This window comes from Nocardioides sp. GCM10023255, from assembly GCF_042653125.1.
Lineage (GTDB): Bacteria > Actinomycetota > Actinomycetes > Propionibacteriales > Nocardioidaceae > Nocardioides.
The window spans coordinates 67,719-88,463 of sequence record NZ_JBHSHU010000007.1 but is presented as its reverse complement, the minus strand read 5'-3'; the positions used below and the strand labels follow the sequence as shown (position 1 = coordinate 88,463).

The 20,745-nt window shown below is 71.6% G+C and carries 24 protein-coding genes; 15 read left to right on the top strand and 9 right to left on the bottom strand.

The annotated features are described in order from the left end of the window. The first annotated feature begins 47 nt into the window (after positions 1-47). The gene (locus ACFO9I_RS12555; protein ID WP_379181300.1) at positions 48-686 is read left to right on the top strand and encodes an IclR family transcriptional regulator; all 639 of its coding nucleotides are present in this window, start codon (positions 48-50) and stop codon (positions 684-686) included. A 12-nt stretch (positions 687-698) separates the two neighbouring features. Here ACFO9I_RS12555 and ACFO9I_RS12550 read toward each other — a convergent pair whose 3' ends face one another. Continuing rightward, entirely contained in the window at positions 699-1,175 is a 477-nt protein-coding gene (locus ACFO9I_RS12550) for an Lrp/AsnC family transcriptional regulator (RefSeq protein ID WP_379181298.1), read from the bottom strand. Positions 1,176-1,255: 80 nt separating this feature from the next. On the opposite strand from ACFO9I_RS12550, the gene hppD reads away from it, so the two are divergent. Beyond that, complete coding sequence (hppD, locus tag ACFO9I_RS12545; protein ID WP_379181296.1) at positions 1,256-2,500, top strand: 4-hydroxyphenylpyruvate dioxygenase; 1,245 nt, start codon at positions 1,256-1,258, stop codon at positions 2,498-2,500. A gap of 100 nt (positions 2,501-2,600) precedes the next feature. Here the strand turns inward: hppD and ACFO9I_RS12540 are convergent, their stop codons facing one another. Both ACFO9I_RS12540 and ACFO9I_RS12535 read right to left on the bottom strand, forming a co-directional pair. Further along, on the bottom strand, positions 2,601-3,854 hold the full coding sequence (locus ACFO9I_RS12540; RefSeq protein ID WP_379181294.1) for an MFS transporter: 1,254 nt from the start codon (positions 3,852-3,854) through the stop codon (positions 2,601-2,603). Further along, positions 3,851-4,297, bottom strand: a complete 447-nt coding sequence (locus ACFO9I_RS12535) for a MarR family winged helix-turn-helix transcriptional regulator (protein WP_379181292.1) — start codon at positions 4,295-4,297, stop codon at positions 3,851-3,853. The genes ACFO9I_RS12540 and ACFO9I_RS12535 overlap by 4 nt, the downstream gene beginning before the upstream one ends. 95 nt (positions 4,298-4,392) lie before the next feature. Between ACFO9I_RS12535 and ACFO9I_RS12530 the strand changes: the two genes are divergently transcribed. The 3 genes from ACFO9I_RS12530 to ACFO9I_RS12520 all read left to right on the top strand — a co-directional run bounded on the left by ACFO9I_RS12530 (position 4,393) and on the right by ACFO9I_RS12520 (position 8,119). Continuing rightward, on the top strand, positions 4,393-4,926 hold the full coding sequence (locus tag ACFO9I_RS12530; protein ID WP_379181290.1) for a DUF1697 domain-containing protein: 534 nt from the start codon (positions 4,393-4,395) through the stop codon (positions 4,924-4,926). Between the two features lie 110 nt (positions 4,927-5,036). Further along, positions 5,037-6,899 carry a bifunctional metallophosphatase/5'-nucleotidase gene (locus ACFO9I_RS12525; RefSeq protein WP_379181288.1) on the top strand — a complete coding sequence of 621 codons (1,863 nt, stop codon included), beginning with the start codon at positions 5,037-5,039 and terminating at the stop codon, positions 6,897-6,899. A 203-nt stretch (positions 6,900-7,102) separates the two neighbouring features. Beyond that, positions 7,103-8,119 carry a type IV toxin-antitoxin system AbiEi family antitoxin domain-containing protein gene (locus tag ACFO9I_RS12520; RefSeq protein ID WP_379181286.1) on the top strand — a complete coding sequence of 339 codons (1,017 nt, stop codon included), beginning with the start codon at positions 7,103-7,105 and terminating at the stop codon, positions 8,117-8,119. 90 nt (positions 8,120-8,209) lie between these two features. Here ACFO9I_RS12520 and ACFO9I_RS12515 read toward each other — a convergent pair whose 3' ends face one another. Genes ACFO9I_RS12515 through ACFO9I_RS12500 form a run of 4 tightly spaced genes read right to left on the bottom strand, consistent with a single transcriptional unit; the run spans position 8,210 to position 11,637 of the window. Then, positions 8,210-8,980, bottom strand: coding sequence for an enoyl-CoA hydratase-related protein (locus tag ACFO9I_RS12515; protein WP_379181284.1), 771 nt, complete (start codon positions 8,978-8,980; stop codon positions 8,210-8,212). Continuing rightward, on the bottom strand, positions 8,973-9,548 hold the full coding sequence (locus ACFO9I_RS12510) for an isochorismatase family protein (RefSeq protein ID WP_379181718.1): 576 nt from the start codon (positions 9,546-9,548) through the stop codon (positions 8,973-8,975). The genes ACFO9I_RS12515 and ACFO9I_RS12510 overlap by 8 nt, the downstream gene beginning before the upstream one ends. 12 nt (positions 9,549-9,560) lie before the next feature. After that, complete coding sequence (locus ACFO9I_RS12505; protein WP_379181282.1) at positions 9,561-10,322, bottom strand: alpha/beta hydrolase; 762 nt, start codon at positions 10,320-10,322, stop codon at positions 9,561-9,563. A 1-nt stretch (position 10,323) separates the two neighbouring features. Further along, positions 10,324-11,637, bottom strand: coding sequence for a nicotinate phosphoribosyltransferase (locus ACFO9I_RS12500; protein WP_379181280.1), 1,314 nt, complete (start codon positions 11,635-11,637; stop codon positions 10,324-10,326). Between the two features lie 52 nt (positions 11,638-11,689). Between ACFO9I_RS12500 and clpS the strand changes: the two genes are divergently transcribed. From clpS to ACFO9I_RS12460, 8 genes are all read left to right on the top strand, one after another. After that, positions 11,690-11,986: an ATP-dependent Clp protease adapter ClpS gene (clpS, locus tag ACFO9I_RS12495; RefSeq protein ID WP_379181278.1), complete on the top strand. Its 297-nt coding sequence runs from the start codon at positions 11,690-11,692 to the stop codon at positions 11,984-11,986. Beyond that, a complete protein-coding gene (locus ACFO9I_RS12490) occupies positions 11,983-12,573 on the top strand; it encodes a DUF2017 domain-containing protein (RefSeq protein WP_379181276.1) in 591 nt (196 codons plus the stop codon). The genes clpS and ACFO9I_RS12490 overlap by 4 nt, the downstream gene beginning before the upstream one ends. 172 nt (positions 12,574-12,745) lie before the next feature. Beyond that, entirely contained in the window at positions 12,746-13,174 is a 429-nt protein-coding gene (locus tag ACFO9I_RS12485) for a Mov34/MPN/PAD-1 family protein (protein ID WP_379181274.1), read from the top strand. 19 nt (positions 13,175-13,193) lie between these two features. Next, entirely contained in the window at positions 13,194-13,472 is a 279-nt protein-coding gene (locus ACFO9I_RS12480; RefSeq protein WP_379181272.1) for a MoaD family protein, read from the top strand. Between the two features lie 68 nt (positions 13,473-13,540). Continuing rightward, complete coding sequence (locus tag ACFO9I_RS12475; protein ID WP_379181270.1) at positions 13,541-14,107, top strand: NYN domain-containing protein; 567 nt, start codon at positions 13,541-13,543, stop codon at positions 14,105-14,107. Positions 14,108-14,201: 94 nt separating this feature from the next. Next, a complete protein-coding gene (locus tag ACFO9I_RS12470) occupies positions 14,202-15,149 on the top strand; it encodes a PLP-dependent cysteine synthase family protein (RefSeq protein ID WP_379181268.1) in 948 nt (315 codons plus the stop codon). Positions 15,150-15,400: 251 nt separating this feature from the next. Beyond that, a complete protein-coding gene (gene murI / locus ACFO9I_RS12465) occupies positions 15,401-16,237 on the top strand; it encodes a glutamate racemase (protein WP_379181716.1) in 837 nt (278 codons plus the stop codon). Beyond that, positions 16,234-17,001 (top strand): MBL fold metallo-hydrolase, encoded by a 768-nt coding sequence (locus tag ACFO9I_RS12460; RefSeq protein ID WP_379181266.1) that lies wholly within the window; start codon positions 16,234-16,236, stop codon positions 16,999-17,001. The genes murI and ACFO9I_RS12460 overlap by 4 nt, the downstream gene beginning before the upstream one ends. Before the next feature lie 12 nt (positions 17,002-17,013). Here the strand turns inward: ACFO9I_RS12460 and ACFO9I_RS12455 are convergent, their stop codons facing one another. Continuing rightward, positions 17,014-17,679 (bottom strand): response regulator, encoded by a 666-nt coding sequence (locus tag ACFO9I_RS12455; protein ID WP_379181264.1) that lies wholly within the window; start codon positions 17,677-17,679, stop codon positions 17,014-17,016. Beyond that, on the bottom strand, positions 17,676-18,842 hold the full coding sequence (locus tag ACFO9I_RS12450; RefSeq protein WP_379181262.1) for a sensor histidine kinase: 1,167 nt from the start codon (positions 18,840-18,842) through the stop codon (positions 17,676-17,678). Before ACFO9I_RS12450 ends, ACFO9I_RS12455 begins: the two co-directional genes overlap by 4 nt. A gap of 132 nt (positions 18,843-18,974) precedes the next feature. On the opposite strand from ACFO9I_RS12450, the gene ACFO9I_RS12445 reads away from it, so the two are divergent. Together ACFO9I_RS12445 and ACFO9I_RS12440 are read left to right on the top strand one after the other, a co-directional pair. Beyond that, positions 18,975-19,892 (top strand): ABC transporter ATP-binding protein, encoded by a 918-nt coding sequence (locus ACFO9I_RS12445; protein ID WP_379181260.1) that lies wholly within the window; start codon positions 18,975-18,977, stop codon positions 19,890-19,892. Then, a complete protein-coding gene (locus ACFO9I_RS12440; protein ID WP_379181258.1) occupies positions 19,889-20,701 on the top strand; it encodes an ABC transporter permease subunit in 813 nt (270 codons plus the stop codon). The genes ACFO9I_RS12445 and ACFO9I_RS12440 overlap by 4 nt, the downstream gene beginning before the upstream one ends. Positions 20,702-20,745 lie beyond the last annotated feature (44 nt).

Below are 20,745 nucleotides of genomic sequence, written 5' to 3'. Positions count from 1 at the left end.
CCGGTCGCGCGTCCGGCACGGGCTCGGCCCGGATCTACACTCGGCACATGCCGGCCGAGACCTCCCAGACGCTCGACCGCGGGCTGCGGGTGCTCGACGTCCTGGCCGGCGCCCCCGGCGGGCTCACGGTCACCGAGCTGTCGGCCCGGCTGGCGGTGAACCGGACCGTGGTCTACCGCCTGGTCAGCACCCTCGAGCAGCACGCGCTGGTCCGCAAGGACGGGCGCGGCCGGCTCCACGTCGGCCTGGGCGTCCTGCACCTCGCCTCGGCGGTCCAGCCGGTGCTGCGCGACCTCGCGGTGCCCGTGCTTCGCGACCTCGCCGAGCAGGTCGGCTGCACGGCCCACCTCACCGTGGCCGACGGCGAGGAGGCGCTCGCGCTGGCGGTCGTCGAGCCCTCGTGGACCGACTTCCACGTGAGCTACCGGGTCGGCGCCCGGCACCCGCTGCAGCAGGGGGCGGCCGGCAAGGCGATCCTGCTGGGTCGGACCGCCGCCGCGGACCACCCCTACGAGGTGACCGAGGGCGAGCTCCAGCCCGGCGCGCGCGGACTCGCCGCGCCGGTCCGCGGCGTCGAGGGGCTCGAGGCCAGCGTCGGCATCGTCACGCTCGGGCAGCTGGACGTCGCGGCCATCGGACCGGTCGTCGCCGCGGCCGCCGCCCGGGTCGCCTCCCGCCTGCAGTAGCCCGACGATCGGCTACCGGGCGGCTGCCTCCCGCGCCAGCGGCAGCACCCGGTAGGGCACCTGGGTGGCGAGCGCGATGACCGTCGAGCTGCGCACGATCGCCGGGTCCTTGAGCACCAGGTCGATCACCCGCTGCAGGTCGGTGTTGGAGCGGGCGACGACGCGCGCCCACATGTCGCCGGCGCCGGTGATGGTGTGCGCTTCGAGCACCTCCGGGATCGCGGCCAGGTGCCGCCCGACCGTGTCGTGGCCGCCGTGGTCGGCGGTGTCCTGGCGGATCTCGAGGGTGAGGAACGCCGTCACCGGGTAGCCCAGCGCGTCGGGGGAGAGCTCTGGCCCCCAGCCGGTGATCACGCCCCGCTCCACCAGCTTGTCGAGCCGCGCCTGGACGGTGCCGCGGGCGACCGAGAGCCGGCGGGACGCCTCGAGCACCCCGATCCGCGCGTCCTGCGCGAAGAGATCGATCAATCTGCGGTCGAGATCGTCCACCGATCGCTCCTTGCTGGACAAGTTGCACACTGTTTCGTCGTACTGTTGCACACTCTGTGCGCCGTCGACAGGCTGTGCCCATGACTTCCACGGAATCGATGCGCGTCCCCGTCGACCAGGCGTCCACCGGCGGCGCCCTCACCACCGACGAGCTGAAGGCCGACCTGACCCTCGAGCAGCTCCAGCAGCTGGTCGGCCTGGTGCAGTACGACGAGGACAACGACGTCTTCCCGGTCACCGGGTGGGACTCCATCGTCTTCGTCGTGGGCAACGCGACCCAGACCGCGCACTACTACCAGTCCGCGTGGGGCATGCAGCTCGAGGCGTACTCCGGCCCCGAGAACGGCAACCGCGACCACAAGTCCTTCGTGCTCCGCTCCGGCTCGATCCGCTTCGTCATCAACGGCGCGGTCGACCCGGACAGCCCGCTGGTGGAGCACCACCGCAAGCACGGCGACGGCGTCGTCGACATCGCCCTCGAGGTCCCCGACGTCGACAAGTGCATCGCCCAGGCGCGTCGCGCCGGCGCCACCGTGCTGCGCGAGCCGGAGGACGTCACCGACGAGCACGGCACCGTGCGCATCGCCGCGATCGCGACGTACGGCGAGACCCGGCACACGCTGGTCGACCGGTCCCGGTACGACGGCCCGTACCTCCCCGGCTACGTGCCCGCCGAGAGCTCCTGGGTGAAGCGCGAGGGCGAGCCCAAGCGGCTCTTCCAGGCCCTCGACCACATCGTCGGCAACGTCGAGCTCGGCCACATGGACGAGTGGGTGGAGTTCTACAACAAGGTCATGGGCTTCGTGAACATGGCGGAGTTCATCGGCGACGACATCGCCACCGACTACTCGGCGCTGATGTCGAAGGTGGTCGCCAACGGCAACCACCGGGTGAAGTTCCCGCTCAACGAGCCGGCGATCGCGAAGAAGAAGTCGCAGATCGACGAGTACCTCGAGTTCTACCGCGGCGCCGGCGCCCAGCACCTCGCGCTCGCCACCGGCGACATCCTCGCGACCGTCGACGCCCTGCGCGCCAACGGCGTGGAGTTCCTCGACACCCCCGACTCCTACTACGAGGACCCCGAGCTGCGCTCGCGGATCGGCGAGGTGCGGGTCCCGATCGAGGAGCTGCAGAAGCGCAAGATCCTCGTCGACCGCGACGAGGACGGGTACCTGCTGCAGATCTTCACCAAGCCCCTCGGCGACCGCCCGACGGTCTTCTTCGAGCTGATCGAGCGGCACGGCTCGCTGGGCTTCGGCAAGGGCAACTTCAAGGCGCTCTTCGAGGCGATCGAGCGCGAGCAGGACAAGCGCGGCAACCTCTGAGGCGCCGCTCCCGCCGCTTGTAACGCGGTGTCCACGTCGCTGGCGCGGTGCTGCAACACCGCACCAGGACCGTGGACACCGCGTTACATGTTCTGGAGGGTCAGCCCAGGTCGCCGACCAGCTCCGCCTCGGCCTCGTCCCGGCTGTGCGGCTCGGCGGCCTCGCCACCCAGCGCGCGGGCGATGGTGGGGCTGCCCACCGCGACGATGACCACGCCGACGGCGACCGCGGCCGCGCCGAACCAGAACGGCGCGTGCAGGTCGACGTGCTCGGCCAGCTTGAGGGCGACGTAGGGGCCGACCGCACCGCCGGTGAAGCGGACGAAGGAGTACGCCGCGGACGCGACCGGCCGCTCGACCGGCGCCGCGTGCATGACCGCCTCGGTGACCAGCGTGTTGGTGATGCCGAGGAAGGCGCCGGCCACGACGATGCAGGTGGCGATCACCGGCTCGTGCTCGGCGAAGACCGCCATCACGGCGAGGTCGAGGGCGAAGCCCGCCAGCACCGCGGTGAGGCTGGGCAGCGTGCCGAACGCCCGCTGCAGCCGCGGGGCGACCACCACGGAGGTGATGGCCAGCAGCAGGCCCCAGCCGAAGAAGGTCCAGCCGATCTGCATGATGTCGAAGCTCGGCAGCGCGAAGGGACCGGCGGCCATGAGCGTGAAGAAGCCGAGGTTGTAGAAGATCGCGACCAGGGCGAGCAGCAGCAGCGCCGGGTGGCGCAGCGCCCGGAACGGGTCGGCCAGCGACGTACGCCGTCCCTGCGGAGGAGTGGTCGGCAGGAAGAACGCGGTCGCGACCAGTGCGATCGTCATCAGCACGGCCACGCCGAAGAACGGGCCACGCCACGACTGCTCACCGAGCAGGCCTCCGACGAGCGGACCGGAGGCGATGCCCAGCCCCAGGGCCGCCTCGAACAGGATGATCGCCTGCGCGACGGATCCCCTCGAGGAGCTGACGATGGTGGCGAGGGCGGTCGCGACGAAGAGCGCGTTGCCGAGGCCCCAGCCGGCCCGGAAGCCGATCACCGCGCCGACGCTGCTCGAGGAGCCGGCCAGCGCGGAGAACACGATGATCAGCACGAGGCCGGAGAGCAGGGTGCGCTTCGGTCCGATGCGGCTCGAGACGACGCCGGTGACCAGCATCGCGATGCCCATGATCGCCATGTAGCTGGTGAACAGCAGGGACACCTGGCTGGGCGTCGCCTCCAGCTTGACGGCGATCTCCTTGAGGATCGGGTCCACCAGGCCGATGCCCATAAACGCGATGACGCACGCGAAGGCGACGGCCCAGACCGCGCGGGGCTGCTTGAGGAACGAGCCGGTGGGCTCGCTGGTGGTGCTGGTGGAGGTCACAGGGTGCCTTTCTCGGTGTCGGGTGCTTCGCCGAGGACGTCGCGGAGCACGGCGACGGCGGTGGCGAGGTCCTCGGCGGTGTGCTCGTGGTGGTCGGCCAGGCGCGCCGCGACGAGCTCGCCGTTCATGCGGCGGACCCGGTCCAGCTCGCGCCGGCCGTCCTCGGTCAGCGTGACCACGCTGCCGCGTGCGTCGGCGGGGTTGGGCTGCTTGTCGACCCAGCCCCGCTCGACGAGGCCGGCGACGGCGCCGGACATCGTGGGCTGGGAGCTGCGGTCGGCGGCGGCGAGCTGGGTGATGCCCAACGGGCCGTACTCGTCGAGGAGCGACAGCACCCGGATGCCGGCGGGCTGCTCGAGGGCCCGGCGTACGGCACGCACGAGGCGGGCGGCGTACACGACGAGATCGCTGCTGAGCTCCTGGAGCCGGGGGTCGGTGGTCACGTTCCACACATTACATCGGAAACCTATGTAAGTGAACGTGATCCCGCGCACGCAGCCCCGCTGCGCCGTGCCTCCCGGTGCGGCATGATCGCGGCGTGGCGACGTACATCGCGTTCCTGAGGGCGATCAACCTCGGGGCGAAGCGCAAGTTCCCGAAGGATGCGATCCGGGCGGCGGTCGAGGCGGCCGGCGGCACACGCGTGGAGACCTACATCAACACCGGCAACGTGCGGCTGGACTCCTCGATGCGCTCGCGCGCCCGGCTGGAGGCGGCCCTGGAGCAGGCCTTCCTCGAGGACCGCGGCTTCGAGGTGCCGACGATCGTGTTCACGCCCACCGAACTTCGCGAGATCGCCGAGGACGCCAAGCGGTTCGCCGACGGCCACGACGGGCGGCACTACGTGTCGCTGCTCAAGGAGGAGCCGACGGCCGCGGCCGTGGCGAAGCTCGAGGCCGCCGGAGCGGCGGGGGAGGTGGCGCGGGTGGGCGGCCGTGCGGTGCACCTGCTGCTGGGCGCCGAGTACCACACGGCGACGCTGACCAACACGATCGTCGAGAAGCACCTGGGCGTCGCCACCAACCGCAACCTCACCGTGGTCGCCACCCTCGCCGAGCGCTGGGGCGGCTGATCACGCCTCGGTGAACATCTCGTGTCGGTCACGGCGTGGTTCTTCCCGTCGAACGGGGCCACCGGGTAGAACTGTCCGGCTCACCCGTCGATCCCTCGGAGGACTTCCGCATGCCCCAGCCCACCCCCTCGCGCCGCGCCCTGCTCACCGGAGGTGCCGCGCTCGCGGCGGCCGGGTACGTCGCGGAGCCCGCCCTCGCCGATGCGCGTGACGCTCGCCTGGACCGGCACTACGGCCCGCACAGCAAGCACGTCCGGCTCACCGTCCTGGGCACCACCGACCTGCACGGTCACGTCTACAACTGGGACTACTTCAAGAACGCGGAGTACGACGACAAGGCGCAGAACGACGTCGGCCTGGCCAAGGCCGCGACCCTGATCAAGGCGATGCGCAAGGAGCGCAAGGGCGAGCCGATCCTGACCCTCGACGCCGGTGACACGATCCAGGGCACCCCGCTGGCGTACTACTACGCGAAGATCGACCCGATCACCGGCGGCGCCGTGCACCCGATGGCCCGCGCCATGAACCTGGTCGGGTACGACGCCGCAGCGCTCGGCAACCACGAGTTCAACTACGGCATCGACACCCTGCGCGCGTTCGAGTCGCAGCTGGACTTCCCGCTGCTCGGCGCCAACGCCGTGGACCACGCCAAGCCGCACCGGCCGGTCTTCCGCCCGTACGTCATCAAGAAGTTCAAGGTCGGCGAGGGGCGCGTCCTCAAGGTCGGCATCCTCGGCCTGACCAACCCGGGCATCGCGATCTGGGACAAGGCCAACGTCGAGGGCAAGATGGAGTTCCCCGGCCTGGTCGAGACCGCCAAGAAGTGGGTCCCGGAGATGAAGGAGAAGGGCTGCGACCTGGTCATCGTCTCGGCCCACTCGGGCGCGGACACCTCCTCGTCGTACGGCGACGCGCTGCCGTACCCGGAGAACGCCGCGTCGCTGGTGGCCGAGGAGGTCCCGCACGTCGACGCGATCCTCGTCGGGCACGCCCACGTCGAGATCCCGCAGCGCTTCGTCCGCAACAAGCACACCGACCAGCAGGTGTTGATCTGCGAGCCGTACTACTGGGGCATGCGCGTGGCCGTCATGGACCTCGTGGTCAAGGAGGTCTACACCCGCCACGGCCGCCAGAAGTGGGCGCTGGTGGCGACCGGCTCCCAGCTGCTGAACTCCAACACCGTCGACGCCGACCCCAAGGTCGCCGCCGCGGTCCAGGGCCAGCACGACACGGTCATCGACTACGTGAACTCGGTCATCGGCCAGTGCACCGAGGAACTGCCCGCGGAGCGCGCCAGGGTCGAGGACGTCCCGATCATCGACTTCATCAACTACGTCCAGGCCGGGGCGGTGAAGGCCGGGCTCACCGGCGCCGACGCAGCCCTGCCGGTGCTGTCGATCGCCGCCCCGTTCAGCAAGGACGCCGTGTTCCCGAAGGGGGACATCACGGTCCGCGACGTCGCCGGTCTCTACGTCTTCGACAACACGCTGCTCGGCGTGAAGGTCAGCGGCAAGGACATCCGCGACTACCTCGAGTTCTCGGCGCGCTACTTCAAGCAGGTGTCGGGGACCGGGCCCTTCGCGATCTCCGACCTGACGAACGCAGTCACCCCGACCGCCCCCAACGGCACGCCGGACTACAACTACGACTGCATCGCCGGTCTCGACGCGCGGCTGACCTACGACATCGACGTCGCGCAGCCGGCCGGCTCGCGGATCAAGAACCTCGCGTACGACGGTGCGCCGGTCACCGACGAGCTGCAGTTCGTGCTGGCGGTCAACAACTACCGCCAGTCCGGTGGCGGCGGCTTTCCGGCCGTCTCCACCGCGCCGGTCGTCTACAACCGGCAGAACGAGATCCGCCAGCTGCTCATCGACTGGGTCACCGCCAACGGTGTCATCGACCCGACCACGTTCGCCTCCGTGGACTGGAAGCTGGTCTCGAACGGGCAGGACATCACGATCACGAGCTGAGCTCGGCTCAATTGACCTCGCTTGTAACGCGGTGTCCACGTCGCCAGTGCGGTGCTGCAGCACTGGTTCAGTGACGTGGACACCGCGTTACATGTTCCGGAGGGAGAGCCCCTACCGTCCACAGAGGGAGCTCCGGACCGGGCGGTCCACAGGCAGGGCCGAGGAGGGGATGGCGCCTCCGGTCACGGGCCGACGCTGGGCGCATGCATCCACGCGACGTCGCAGCCTTCGCCCGTCACGGCAACCTCCTCACCCGCAAGCAGGCTCTCGAGGCCGGGGTGAGCATCGAGCAGATCGACGCCCACGTCCGCTCCGGGCGCTGGGTGGCGGTCCGTCGATCGGTCTACGCCCTGAGGGAGTTCTGGGACGCTCTGGACGAGTGGCAGGGCCGGCCGTTGTACGTCGCTCGCGCGGCCAGTGCCGCGATGAGGAAGCCGCACGTGATGAGCCACGACTCGGCGGCCCTGGAGCTCGGCCTGGAGCTGCTCGCCCCGCAGCGCTCGCTGGTGCACGTCACGAGGCCGGGCGTCCTGGGCACTCGAACCGAGCACGGCGTCAAGCACCACAAGGCGCCGTACCGGCCCGAGCAGGTCGTGGAGGTCGACGGCAGGCGGGTCCTCGACATGGCACGCACGGTGGCGGACATCTCGCGCGACCGCGGCCTGGACGCAGGAGTCGTGACGGCTGACGCGGCCATGCGTGCGGGCGTGACCCGCGCCGAGCTGCGGGTGGCGCTGGAGCCGATGCGCAACTGGCCGAACGTGACGATCGGCCGCGAGGTCGCGGACCTGGCCGACCCAGGCGCCGAGAACGGCGGCGAGTCCCTTGCCCGAATGCTCGTCACCGAGCTCGGGCAGGGCCGCCCGCAGACGCAGTTCGGGCTGACCGACGGGCGGCGTGAGGTGTGGTGCGACCTGCGACTCGGGCGACACATCTTCGAGTTCGACGGCTGGCTGAAGTACCGGCTCGCGCAGCAGGGAGGCTTTGCGCGGGTGAGCCCGGAGCAGGCCCTGCGGGAGGAGAAGCAGCGCCAGGACTTCATCTGCGGCTTCAAGCTCGGGGTCTCGCGGATCGTGCCGGAGGATCTCCGAGGAGGGGCCAGGGAGCGCGCGCGAGCGCGGTTGCTGCGTGAGTACCTCGACACCACCGCGCGGTTCGGGACCTCGATCGCGGACCTCGAGCCCTTCCTGATCCAGCGAACCCGCCGGCGCGCCAGCTGACTCACCTGTAACGCGGTGCCCCCGGCACTGGTGCGGTGCTGCAACGCCGTCCCAGTGCTGTGGACACCGCGTTACAAGTGCCGGCCCGCCTCACTCCCCGCGGAACACCGGCTTCCGCCGCTCCCCGAACGCCCGCATCCCCTCGGCCACGTCGGCGGTCCGGAGCAGCACCGTCTGACCCGTGCGCTCCCGCTCCAGGGCCCCCTCGAGCTGGTGGAGCGTGGCCGCGTTGACCGCCTTCTTGGCGGCGGCGAGGGCCAGCGGGGGACCGGCAGCGAGCCGGCCGACCAGGGTCGAGACCAGGTCGGCGAAGGAGTCGTCGGGCGCGAGGTGGCTGACCAGCCCGGCGTCGTACGCCTCGCGGGCGCTGAGCGGCTCGGCCAGCAGCGCCATCCGCATGGCGCGCGCCCGTCCGATCGAGGCGGCCACGGTCGCGGTGGCGCCACCGTCGGGCATCAGCCCGATCCGGGCGAACGCCAGCAGGAAGCTCGCGGACTCGGTGGCGACGACGACGTCGGCGGCGAGCGCGGCGGAGCAGCCCACGCCGGCGGCCACGCCGTTGACCGCGGCGAGGACCGGCTTGTCGAGACGGGTGATGGCCCGGACGATCCGGTTGGCCCGGTCCAGCGCCGAGACGTCGAAGTGCTCGTGCGCGTCGACGCCGGAGATGTCGGCGCCGGCGCTGAAGGCCGCTCCGGTGCCGGTCAGCACCACCACGCGCACGTCGTCGCGCGCAGTCGCCTCCTCGAGCAGGTCGGCCAGCTCGTCGGCCAGCGCCGCGGACAGCGCGTTGAAGGCCTCCGGCCGGTTGAGGGTCAGCCACAGCGCGCCGCCCTCGACGCGCACCTCGAGCTCAGCCAACGGTGACGCCCGCGTCCCGCATCGCCACCAGGGCGGCTTCGGTGGTCTCGGGCGCCACGCCCGCGCAGAGCCGCGTGAGCACGCGCGTCTCGAAGCCGTTCGCGACGGCGTCCAGCGCCGTCGCGCGGACGCAGTGGTCCGTGGCGAGCCCGCACACGTCCACGTGCGTGACGTCGTGCCGGCGCAGCCAGTCGGCCAGCCCGGCCCCGGTGTCGGTGTGCCCCTCGAAGCCGGAGTACGCCGCCGCGTGGTCGCCCTTGAGGAAGATCGCGTCGAACGGCTGGGGATCGAGGTTGGGGTGGAACGCCTCGCCGTCCGTGCCGACCTTGCAGTGCACCGGCCACGACTCCACGTAGTCGGGGTCGCGCGACCAGTGCGCCCCGGGGTCGATGTGGTGGTCCTTGGTCGCGACCACGTGGGCGTAGTCGGGTGCCTTCGGGTCCTTGGTGACCCAGTGGTGCAGGATCTCGGCGATGTCGTGGGCGACCTGCGCGCCGCCCGCGACCGGCAGCGAGCCGCCCTCGCAGAAGTCGTTCTGCACGTCGACGACGATCAGTGCGCGCTTCACCATGGCCCGAGCCTAGGGTCGGCGCGGCAACCAGTCGATGACGTCACGCACGACCGTGTCCCACAGCCCCCACTCGTGGGTGCCCGGACGGAAGTCCGTGGTGACGTCGGCGCCGACCTCCTGAGCGCGCGCGACGAAGCGCTCGTTGAGCGGGAAGAGCGGGTCGTCGTAGCCACAGGACACGTGCATGGGCGGCAGGTCGGCCACCGGGGCCCGGTCCAGGAGGGCGAACAGGTCGTCCGCGGGGCCGGGGACGCCGCCGAAGACCTGCTCGAAGAGGGGCGCGCGCTCCGGGCCCTGCGCCATGGTCGCGATGTCGAGCGCGCCCGACAGCGAGGCGGCCGCGGCGAACCGGCCGGGGTGGGTGAGCGCCAGCTTGAGCGCGCCGTACCCGCCCATGGACAGTCCCGCGACGAACGTGTCCTCGCGGCGACCCGAGACGCGGAAGAACGACGACACCACCTGCGGCAGCTCCTCGGACACGTAGGTCCAGTAGCGGTGGCCGTGCCGCTCGTCGGCGTAGAAGCTGCGCCCCACGGCCGGCATCACCACCGCCAGGCCCGCGGCCGCGGCGTACCGCTCGATGGAGGTGTAGCGCGTCCAGGCGGTGTGGTCGTCCGAGAGCCCGTGCAGGAGGTAGAGCACGGGCAGCTCGCCGTCGCCGTCGGCCTGCTCCACGCCGATCTGGGACCGGGTCGCCTGGGGGAGCACCACCGTCAGCGAGGTGCCCATCTCCAGCGCCTCGGAGAACAGGTCGCAGGTCAGGACCGCCATCTCACGCCCCCTCGTGCAGGGTCTCGATCACGGGCTCGCCCCGCGACATCTGCTGCGCCTCGAGCGGCAGCTCGGCGCGCGAGCGCTGGTGCCGTTCGCGGGCCGCGTCGAGCGGCTCGCGACCGACCACCTCGCCCTCGCGCACCAGGGGCACGAGCAGCGAGCGGTCGTCGCCGTCGTCGACGGGCGGGGCTCCGATGCCGACCACCTCGGCCTCCGCCACCCCGGCGGCGTTCCGCCGGCGCAGGGCGTACTTCCGGCCGCCGATCGAGATCTTGTCCTGGCTCTTCTTGGCCACCGAGACCATCGTCCCGGTGTCGTCCTCCCGAGCCACGAGCTTGTAGACGAAGCCGCACGTCGGGTGGCCGGAGCCGGTGACGAGCTCGGTGCCGACGCCGTACCCGTCGACCGGTGCGGCCGCCAGCCCGGCGATCGCGAACTCGTCGAGGTCGCTGGTCACGATGATCCGTGTCCCGGTCGCGCCCAGGGAGTCGAGCTGCGCCCGCACCTGGTGGGCGAGCACGCCGAGGTCGCCGGAGTCGATGCGCACGGCACCCAAACCGGGGCCGGCCACCTCCACGCCCAGACGCACCGCCTCGGCGATGTCGTAGGTGTCGACGAGCAGCGTCGTGCCCTTGCCGAGCGACTCCACCTGCGCGCGGAACGCCTGCTCCTCGGTGTCGTGCAGCAGCGTGAAGCTGTGGGCGCTGGTGCCGGCCGTCGGCACGCCGTACCGCTGGCGGGCCGCGAGGTTGGAGCTGGTGGCGAAGCCGGCGACGTACGCCGCGCGGGCGGCCGCCACGGCTGCCTCCTCGTGCGTCCGTCGCGACCCCATCTCGATGCAGGGCCGGTCGCCCGCCGCCGTGGTCATCCGGGATGCCGCCGACGCGATCGCCGAGTCGTGGTTGTAGATCGAGAGCAGCACCGTCTCGAGCAGCACCGCCTCCGCGAACGGCGCCTCGACGACCAGCAGCGGCGAGTAGGGGAAGTACGTCTCGCCCTCGGCGTAGCCCCAGACGTCGCCGGAGAAGCGGTACGACGCCAGCCAGTCGAGCGTCCGCGCGTCGACCACGTCGCGCAACGTCGCCAGCACGTCCTGGTCGAAGCGGAACCGCTCGAGCGCGTCGAGGGCACGCCCGACGCCGGCCACGACGCCGTAGCGGCGACCCTCGGGCAACCGCCGGGGGAACAGCTCGAAGACCGAGCGCCGGTGGGCGGTGCCGGCGCCCAGCGCGGCCTGGAGCATGGTCAGCTCGTAGTGGTCGGTCAGCAGGGCGGTCGACGGCGCGGTCGACGGGGCGGCAGTCGCGGTCACGGCGACCAGCGTAGGGGCCCGGCGTCGAGACGGCGTGTGCCACGATTGTCCTGTGTCTGCCGCCAGTCCGGTCGAGGTCGAGCCGACCACCACTCCCGACGAGGTCACCGTCCCTGCTGTGCCGTGGGTGACCATCGTCTGGAACGACCCCGTGAACCTGATGTCCTACGTCACCTACGTGTTCCAGAAGTACTTCGGCTACCCGAAGAAGAAGGCCGAGAAGCTGATGCTCGAGGTCCACGAGGACGGCAAGTCCGTGGTCAGCACGGGCAGCCGCGAGGAGATGGAGCGCGACGTGCAGGCGATGCACGAGTACGGCCTGTGGGCCACCCTGGAGCGCTCGGAGTGACCACGGGATTCGCGCGCCACCGCCGCAGCGGCCGGGTCATCGCCAACTTCACCGGCTTCGAGGCCGACCTGCTGAGGTCGCTGGCCTCGCAGCTGGTCGAGCTGCTGCGCAACGAGGCGGCCGTCCCGCGAGACGACGTCGACCCGTTCGAGGCGATGATGGACTTCTCCGGCCCCACCTCCGAGCCGGAGGACCCGGTGCTCGCCCGGCTGTTCCCGAACGCCTACCCCGGCGACGAGGAGGCCGCCTCGGAGTTCCGCCGCTTCACGGAGGGCTCGCTGCGCGACGGCAAGGCGGCGTCGGCGTGCGCGGTGATCGACGCTCTCGAGGAGGCCGGGCTGCCGCCCGAGCTCTCCGAGGAGGGGCTGATGATCGACGTCGAGCTCGACGAGGCCGCGGCCGAGACCTGGCTGCGCTCCTTCACCGACCTGCGGCTCGCCCTGGCCACCCGGCTGGGGGTCGAGGACGGGGACGAGGCCTTCTGGCACTCCCTGCCCGACGAGGACCCGCGCGCCCAGGCCCACGACATCTACGAGTGGGTGGGCTACCTGCAGGAGACCCTGGTCGACGCCCTGTCGCCCCGCTGAACCACCCCTGCGGGCTGCCGGCCGGATGGTTGACTTCCGCCATGCGTGCTTCTCGGGGGCTCCTGGCCGTGACCGCGTCGTTCGACTGCTGATCCCGGGGCGAGGCGCGGCTCACACGTCTTGCATGGTGGGCCGGGCGCAGCCCGTCCGGCGGGGCAAATACGCTGGGCCGGTGCTCACCATCGACCAGGCGACGTACGACGCCATCGTCGCCCACGCCAAGCGGGACCACCCGGACGAGGCCTGCGGCATCGTGGCCGGCCCCGAGGGCAGCGACCGTCCCGAGCGCGTGGTGGAGATGGTCAATGCCGCCGGCAGCCCGACCTTCTACGAGTTCGACTCCACCGAGCTGCTCGACCTCTACAAGCAGATGTGGGCGAACGACGAGGAGCCGGTCGTGATCTACCACTCCCACACCGCCACTGAGGCCTACCCGAGCCGCACCGACATCGGCCTGGCCAGCGAGCCGGGCGCGCACTACGTGCTGGTGAGCACACGCGAGCACGGGAATAACGAGGGGCCTGTGGAGTTCAGGTCCTACAGAATCATCGACGGCGAGGTGACCGAGGAAGAGGTCACCGTGGTGCCGGAGCTGAGCTGAGAACCCAAGGAGTTTCCCCATGGCCATCGAGGTCCGGATCCCGACCATCCTGCGCACCTACACCGGCGGCGAGAAGGCCGTCAGCGGTGACGGCGCGAAGCTGAGCGCGCTGATCGACGACCTGGAGGCGAACCACCCCGGTCTCAAGGAGCGCCTGATCGAGGACGGCGACCTGCGCCGCTTCGTCAACGTCTACGTCAACGACGAGGACGTCCGCTTCATCGGCGGTCTCGACGCCGAGCTCAGCGACGGCGACCAGGTCGTCGTGCTGCCCGCCGTCGCGGGCGGGGCGGCCTGAGCCTCCCCCTCCGGCGCGCCTCCCGGTTGGCCGGGCCGAACGGGCCCGGCGAACCGTAGAGTTCACGAATGGACTCGTCCCCGACCGGCCGCCGCACCTTCGTCCTCGTCGACGGCGAGAACATCGACGCCACCCTCGGGTCCTCGGTCCTGAACCGGCGTCCGGCGCCGGACGAGCGGCCCCGGTGGGAGCGGGTCACGGCGTACGCCGAGGCCATCTGGAACCAGCCCGTCACCGGGCTGTTCTTCCTCAACGCCTCCACCGGCCAGCTGCCGACGTCGTTCGTCCAGGCCCTGCTGGCCATGGACTACCGGCCGATCGCGCTCTCCGGCCGCGCCGACCAGAAGGTCGTGGACATCGGCCTGCAGCGCACCCTGGAGGCGCTCGTCGACCACGACGCCGACGTCCTGCTGTGCAGCCACGACGGGGACTTCGTGCCCCAGATGCAGGCCCTGCTCGGCTCCGGCCGTCGGGTCGGCGTCATCGCGCTGCGCGAGTACACCAACGCGCAGTTCACGTCGCTGGGGCTGCGGATCCACGACCTCGAGGACGACGTCCACGCGTTCAACGTGCCGCTGCCCCGGGTGCGGGTCATCCCGCTCGACGAGTTCGACCCCGAGCTGTTCCTGCGCTGAGCCGGCACCCACACGCCGGCGCCTCGGGGAGACCCGCGTCTCGCCGGCCCGGCCACCGGGAAGGCCGCACCCGCCGCGGTGGCATGCTGGATCCATGCGTTTCGACAGCCTGCTGGCCTCCGTCGGCAACACCCCGCTGGTGGGGTTGCCCCGGCTCTCGCCCACCCCCGAGGTGCGGCTGTGGGCCAAGCTGGAGGACCGCAACCCGACCGGCTCGATCAAGGACCGCCCGGCCCTGAAGATGATCGAGCAGGCGGAGAAGGACGGCACCCTGCGCCCGGGCTGCACGATCCTCGAGCCGACGTCGGGCAACACCGGCATCTCGCTGGCCATGGCGGCCAAGCTCAAGGGCTACCGGATCGTGTGCGTGATGCCGGAGAACACCTCCGAGGAGCGCCGCCAGCTGCTGCGCATGTGGGGCGCGGAGATAGTGTCGTCGCCGGCCGCCGGTGGCTCGAACGAGGCGGTGCGGGTCGCCAAGGGGATCGCCGAGGACCACCCCGACTGGGTGATGCTCTACCAGTACGGCAACGCCGCCAACTCCCTCGCCCACGAGGAGGGCACGGCCCCGGAGATCCTCGCCGACCTGCCCTCGGTCACCCACTTCGTCGCCGGCCTCGGCACCACCGGCACCCTGATGGGCGCCAGCCGCTTCTTCCGGCGCGCCAAGCCCGAGGTGCGTATCGTCGCCGCCGAGCCGCGCTACGGCGAGCTCGTCTACGGCCTGCGCAACCTCGACGAGGGCTTCGTCCCCGAGCTGTACGACGCCGACCTGATCGACGCCCGCTTCTCGGTGGGCCCGCGCGACGCCGTACGCCGGGTGCGCGAGCTGCTCGAGCTCGAGGGCATCTTCGCCGGCATCTCCACCGGCGCGATCCTGCACGCCGCGCTGGGCCAGGCCGCCAAGGCAGTCAAGGCGGGGGAGCCGGCCGACATCGCGTTCGTCGTGTGCGACGGCGGCTGGAAGTACCTCTCCACCGGTGCCTACGAGGGCACCATCGACGATGCCGAGGACCGCCTCGAGGGCCAGCTCTGGGCCTAGGGAGCGTCTTCCCACCCATGGCCTGCTGCGCGCCGCCCCACGGGCGCGAGGACTGCGTTGTCGTCAGTCACCGGGACTCCGTCCCTCCTCCGCCTCGCCATGCACTCCGTGGAGCGACGCTCGCGACGGCCGAGGGTGGGAAGACGCTCCCGGGCCGCCACCCACGACCGTGACGGTCGTCTCCGGTGACGTGCGCCGCGCTGCCTGCCAACCGGGGGAGTCTGCCTCTAGCCTTGGCTCTTGTGTCCGCCCTGCCCAGTCCCGACGCGTCGAGTGCCGAGACCCGTGATGCGCCCATCGGCATCTTCGACTCGGGCTTCGGCGGGCTGACCGTCGCCCGCTCGGTGATCGACCAACTGCCGCACGAGTCGATCGTCTACGTGGGCGACACCGCCCGCCAGCCGTACGGCCAGAAGCCCATCGGCGAGGTGCGGGAGTACGCCCTCGAATGCCTCGACCACCTCGTCGACCGGGGCGTGAAGGCACTGGTCATCGCCTGCAACTCCGCCAGCGCCGCGATGCTCCGCGACGCCCGCGAGCGGTACGACGTCCCCGTCGTCGAGGTGATCCTGCCCGCGACCCGGCGTGCGGTGGCCGCCAGCCGCACCGGCCGGATCGGCGTCATCTGCACTCGTGCCACCGCCGAGTCGATGGCCTACGACGACGCGTTCGCGGCCGCGCCCCACGTCGACCTCACCATCCAGGCGTGCCCGCAGTTCGTCGACTTCGTGGAGCGGGGCGTCACCGGCGGCGACGAGCTGCTGGCGCTCGCCCACGAGTACCTCGACCCGCTGGTCTCCCGCAGCGTCGACACGCTGATCCTGGGGTGCACGCACTACCCGCTGCTGACCGGCGTGATCTCCTACGTCATGGGCGACAACGTGACCATGGTGAGCAGCGCCGAGGAGTGCGCCAAGGACGTCTACAAGATGCTGGTCCGCACCGGGCTCATGCGCGAGGGCGGGGAGCCGGCGTACGACTTCCTCACCACGGGGGCGCCCGAGGAGTTCGAGACCATCGGGCGCCGCTTCCTCGGCGCGGAGATGGTGGCCGCCTCGCAGTTCGCCGGCGGACGGGTGCTGCGATGAGGCTGACCGTCGTGGGCTGTTCGGGGTCCTACCCGGGGCCGGACTCCCCGGCCAGCTGCTACCTGCTCGAGGCCGAGCACGACGACGGCACCGGACCGCGGACCTGGCGGGTGCTCGTCGACCTCGGCAGCGGGGCGCTCGGCGCGCTGCACCGGTACGCCGACCCGCTCGGCATCGACGCGGTGCTGCTCAGCCACCTGCACGCCGACCACTGCCTGGACCTGTCCGGCTACTACGTGCTGCGCAAGTACCACCCGACCGGGCCGCAGCCGCGGATCCCGGTGTGGGGGCCGGTCGGCACCGCCGACCGGATGGCGCGCGCCTACGACCTGCCGACCGACCCCGGGATGAGGGAGGAGTTCGACTTCCGCACCTGGGAGGGGCCGATCCAGGTCGGCCCCTTCGCGGTCGAGCCGGTCCCCGTCGACCACCCGGTGCCCGCCTTCGGCCTCCGGGTCAGCGCCGACGGCGCCACCCTGGGCTACAGCGGCGACACCGGTCCGTGCGCCGGGTTCGACGCGGTCGCCGAGGACGCCGACCTGCTGCTGGCCGAGGCGTCCTTCCGCTCGGTCGACGACAACCCGCCCAACCTCCACCTCACCGGCGCCGAGTGCGGCGACGCCGCGGCCCGGGGAGGTGCCCGGCGGCTGCTGCTCACGCACGTGCCCCCGTGGCACGACCCGCAGGAGGCCCTCGCCGAGGCCCGCACGACGTACGACGGGCCGGTCTCGCTGGCCCGGGCAGGCGACGTGCACGAGCTCTGAGGCTCGACCCCCTCAGACCAGCCCGGCGTCGTGGACGCAGATGGCGATCTGCACGCGGTTGGTGACCTGCAGCTTGTCGAACAGCCGGGAGACGTGCGCCTTGACCGTGGGGACCGAGAGGTAGAGCTCGCCGGCGATCTCGGCGTTGCTGAGCCCGCGTCCCACGGCGAGGGCGACGTCCCGCTCGCGGTCGGTGAGCAGCGCCAGCCGCCGCTCGGCCTCCGCGACCCGTGCCGTGGTGCCGGCGTCCACCTCGTCGCCGCGCAGGCGACGGATGAGGGTGCGGGTCACCGACGGGGACAGCATCGGCTCGCCGTCGGCCACCTTGCGGATCGCGTCGAGGATCTGCGGCGGGGGCGTGTCCTTGAGCAGGAACCCGTCGGCGCCGGCCGCCAGGGCCCCCACGACGTGGTCGTCGGCGTCGAACGTCGTCAGCACGATCACCCGGGGCGGCTCCGGGCGCTGGTGCAGCTCGCGGGTGGCGTCCAGCCCGTTGAGCATCGGCATCCGGATGTCCATCAGCACCACATCGGGCCGGAGGTCGCCCACCAGCGCCACGCCGGAGCGTCCGTCACCGGCCTCGCCGACGACCTCGACGTCCGGCTGCCCGCCGAGCATCAGGGTGAGTGCCGAGCGGACGAGGGGATCGTCGTCGACGATCAGGACCCGAGTCGTCATGCCGCCCACGGTATCCACGCGCGCAGCACGAAGCTCGACCCCTCGCGGTGGTGCTCGAGCCGACCGCCGCGCAGCTGGGCGCGCTCCGTGAGGCCGATCAGGCCCAGCCCGGCCCCGGGGGTGCTGCTGGCCCGGAAGCCGAGCGGGTTGCGCAGGACCAGCTCGATGCCCTCCTCGGGGGAGCCCTCGACGTGGATGGTCAGCAGTGCGCCGGGGGCGTGCTTGCGCACGTTGGTCATGCCCTCCTGCACGATCCGGTAGACCGTCCGTCCCACCACCTGGGGGACCGGGGTGCCCCCGTGGTCGAGGCGGTCGGCGTACTCCACGTGCAGGCCGGACCGCCGGGCCTCCTCGACGAGGCACGGCAGGTCGTCGTACGTCGGCTGCGGCGCGTTGAGCAGCTCGCCGGTCTCGGTGTCGCGCAGCACGCCGAGCACGCCGCGCAGGTCGGTGAGCGCCTCGTGGGCCTTCTCCTGGATGACCGCGGCGCTGGACCGCATCTCCTCCGCCGTGAGGTCGTCGCGGAACGAGAGCGCGCCGGCGTGCATCGAGATCTGGGAGATCCGGTGCGCGAGCACGTCGTGCATCTCGCGGGCGATCCGGGCGCGCTCGGTGCTGCGGGCCTGGCCGACCCGCAGCTCCTGCTCGGACTCCGCCCGCTCGGCGCGGTGCTTGAGGGTCCAGATCAGCTCGCGCCGCGACCCGATGTACATGCCCCAACCGAGCACCGCGGCCGTGAACACGGCGGTGACGGTGACCGTCAGCCAGGCCGGGTCGGAGCTGTTGACCGGCTGGACGACCACGACCGTCTGCCCGGCCACCACGTTGACGACCCCGACGAGCGCGACCTGCCAGATCCGCCGTCGGGTCGCCAGCGACACCGAGGCCAGGACGGCCGGGCCGGCAGCGATGCCGGAGAAGGCGCTGAGGCCGGCGGTCATCAGCGCGACGGGCAGCGGCCAGCGGCGACGGTAGAACACCAGCACGAAGGCCGCGGCCCCCAGCGCCAGGTCCAGGGCCAGCAGCCCCGGGTGGTCGTGGACCTGGTTGACCGCCAGCGGCCCCCAGGCGATGGCGACCACGACCAGCATCCCCAGCACGCGCCATGCCTGACGACCGCGCGTCAGCGCCGGCTGGTAGTCCTCGGGCATCGGTCTCTGCACGAGCAGAAGGCTAGGCCGACCGCGGTCGCGGGCGCAGGATGCCCCGGTCTGGGCGGCCCCCCTACTTTGGTCAGCCCGGTCCGATCCTCAAAGCCGATGCAGGGGGAGCGGCCGGTGCGACAGGCTGACGCCATGATCAAGGTCGAAGGACTCACCAAGACGTACGCCGGCTTCACAGCCGTCGACGACGTGAACTTCGTCTGCCGACCCGGGACGGTGACCGGGTTCCTCGGTCCGAACGGGGCGGGCAAGACGACGACGATGCGGATCATGGTCGGCCTCACGCCGGCCACCCGCGGAGAGATCACCATCGGTGGTCTCCACTACAAGGACATCCCGAACCCGGGGCGCCACGTCGGCGTCCTGCTCGACGCCTCGGCGCAGCACGCCGGCCGCACCGGCCGCGAGGTGCTGACCCTCGGCGCCCGCACCATGGGGCTCCCGGACTCACGGGTCGACGAGATGCTCGCCCTCGTGTCGCTGGACGACAAGGAGGCCAAGCGCCGGGTGCGCAACTACTCCCTGGGCATGCGGCAGCGCCTCGGCATCGCCCACGCCCTGCTCGGCGACCCGTCCGTGCTGATCCTCGACGAGCCGGCCAACGGTCTCGACCCGGCGGGCATCCGCTGGATGCGGGGCCTGCTCAAGGGGTACGCCGAGCGCGGCGGCACGGTCCTGCTCTCCAGCCACCTGCTGCACGAGGTGGAGATCATCGCCGACGAGATGATCCTCATCGGACGTGGCCGGATCGTCGCCCAGGGTGACAAGAAGTCGCTGCTCGCCGGCGCCGCCGGCGGCGCTGCGACCTTCGCGACCGCGCTCGACAACGAGTCGCTCGCGCTGGGCCTGAAGGAGAAGGGCTTCGCCGTCTCCTCCGCGGGCGACGGCCTGCGCGTCGAGGTCGAGCCGGTCGAGGTCGGCCGGGTCGCGGCCGAGCGCGGCATCGTCCTGACCGACCTGCGGTCCGCCGACGGCGGGCTGGAGGACCTCTTCCTCTCGCTGACGGCCGACACCCAGCGCGGGACCATCATCGAAGGAGCGTCCGCATGAGCGGCCAGACCCTCGCCCCCACCGCCCTGCCGACGCTCGACGTCTCGGGGACGCCGGCCATCCCGTTCTCCAGGCTCGTGCGGGTCGAGTCGCGCAAGATGGCCGACACCCGCGCCGGCCGCTGGCTGCTGATCTCCATCGCGGCGCTCACCGCCCTGGTGCTGGTCATCCAGCTCGCGGTCGTCCTGACCCAGGACCTGGCCGTCGACTTCAGCGACTTCCTCATCGCGATGAACACGCCGATGGGAGTGCTGCTGCCGGTGCTCGGCATCATGTCGATCACCAGTGAGTGGAGCCAGCGGACCGCGATGGTCACCTTCTCGCTGGAGCCGTCGCGTGCGCGCCTCGTCGCCGCGAAGTTCGTGAGCACCCTGCTGATCGCCCTCGCCGCGGTCGTCGTCGGCCTGCTGCTGGGCGTGGTGGCGAACCTCGCCTACGGCGCGCTGTCGGGCGACACCGTGGTCTGGGAGGTCACCGCCCTGCAGATGTTCAGCTACTTCCTGCTGCACGTCTTCGGGATGGCGACCGGCTTCGCCTTCGGCATGCTCTTCCTCAACACCGCCGCCGGCATCGTCGTGTACTTCGTCTACTCGTTCGTGCTGCCCGGCCTCTTCCAGCTCGGTGCGTCGCTGATGGGCTGGTTCGGGGACCTGCAGCCCTGGATCGACTTCAACGCCGCCCAGAACGCGCTGGTCCAGGGGGACCCGTCGGGCTCGGACTGGGGCCACCTGGTCGTGTCCGGGCTGCTCTGGCTGGTGCTGCCGCTGGCCGTCGGCGTCTGGCGGGTGCTGCGGGCCGAGGTCAAGTAGGCCGCACCGGCCACCAGGCTCCGGGCGGGTCCGACTCTCACGGG

Bases quoted from the DNA above. Each gene is read 5' to 3' on its own strand.
- ACFO9I_RS12555 (WP_379181300.1), top strand. From the start codon at position 48: ATGCCGGCCGAGACCTCCCAGACGCTCGACCGCGGGCTGCGGGTGCTC.
- hppD (WP_379181296.1), top strand. From the start codon at position 1,256: ATGACTTCCACGGAATCGATGCGCGTCCCCGTCGACCAGGCGTCCACC.
- ACFO9I_RS12525 (WP_379181288.1), top strand. From the start codon at position 5,037: ATGCCCCAGCCCACCCCCTCGCGCCGCGCCCTGCTCACCGGAGGTGCC.
- ACFO9I_RS12520 (WP_379181286.1), top strand. From the start codon at position 7,103: ATGCATCCACGCGACGTCGCAGCCTTCGCCCGTCACGGCAACCTCCTC.
- ACFO9I_RS12505 (WP_379181282.1), bottom strand. From the start codon at position 10,322: ATGGCGGTCCTGACCTGCGACCTGTTCTCCGAGGCGCTGGAGATGGGC.
- ACFO9I_RS12480 (WP_379181272.1), top strand. From the start codon at position 13,194: ATGGCCATCGAGGTCCGGATCCCGACCATCCTGCGCACCTACACCGGC.
- ACFO9I_RS12475 (WP_379181270.1), top strand. From the start codon at position 13,541: ATGGACTCGTCCCCGACCGGCCGCCGCACCTTCGTCCTCGTCGACGGC.
- ACFO9I_RS12470 (WP_379181268.1), top strand. From the start codon at position 14,202: ATGCGTTTCGACAGCCTGCTGGCCTCCGTCGGCAACACCCCGCTGGTG.
- ACFO9I_RS12460 (WP_379181266.1), top strand. From the start codon at position 16,234: ATGAGGCTGACCGTCGTGGGCTGTTCGGGGTCCTACCCGGGGCCGGAC.
- ACFO9I_RS12455 (WP_379181264.1), bottom strand. From the start codon at position 17,679: ATGACGACTCGGGTCCTGATCGTCGACGACGATCCCCTCGTCCGCTCG.
- ACFO9I_RS12445 (WP_379181260.1), top strand. From the start codon at position 18,975: ATGATCAAGGTCGAAGGACTCACCAAGACGTACGCCGGCTTCACAGCC.
- ACFO9I_RS12440 (WP_379181258.1), top strand. From the start codon at position 19,889: ATGAGCGGCCAGACCCTCGCCCCCACCGCCCTGCCGACGCTCGACGTC.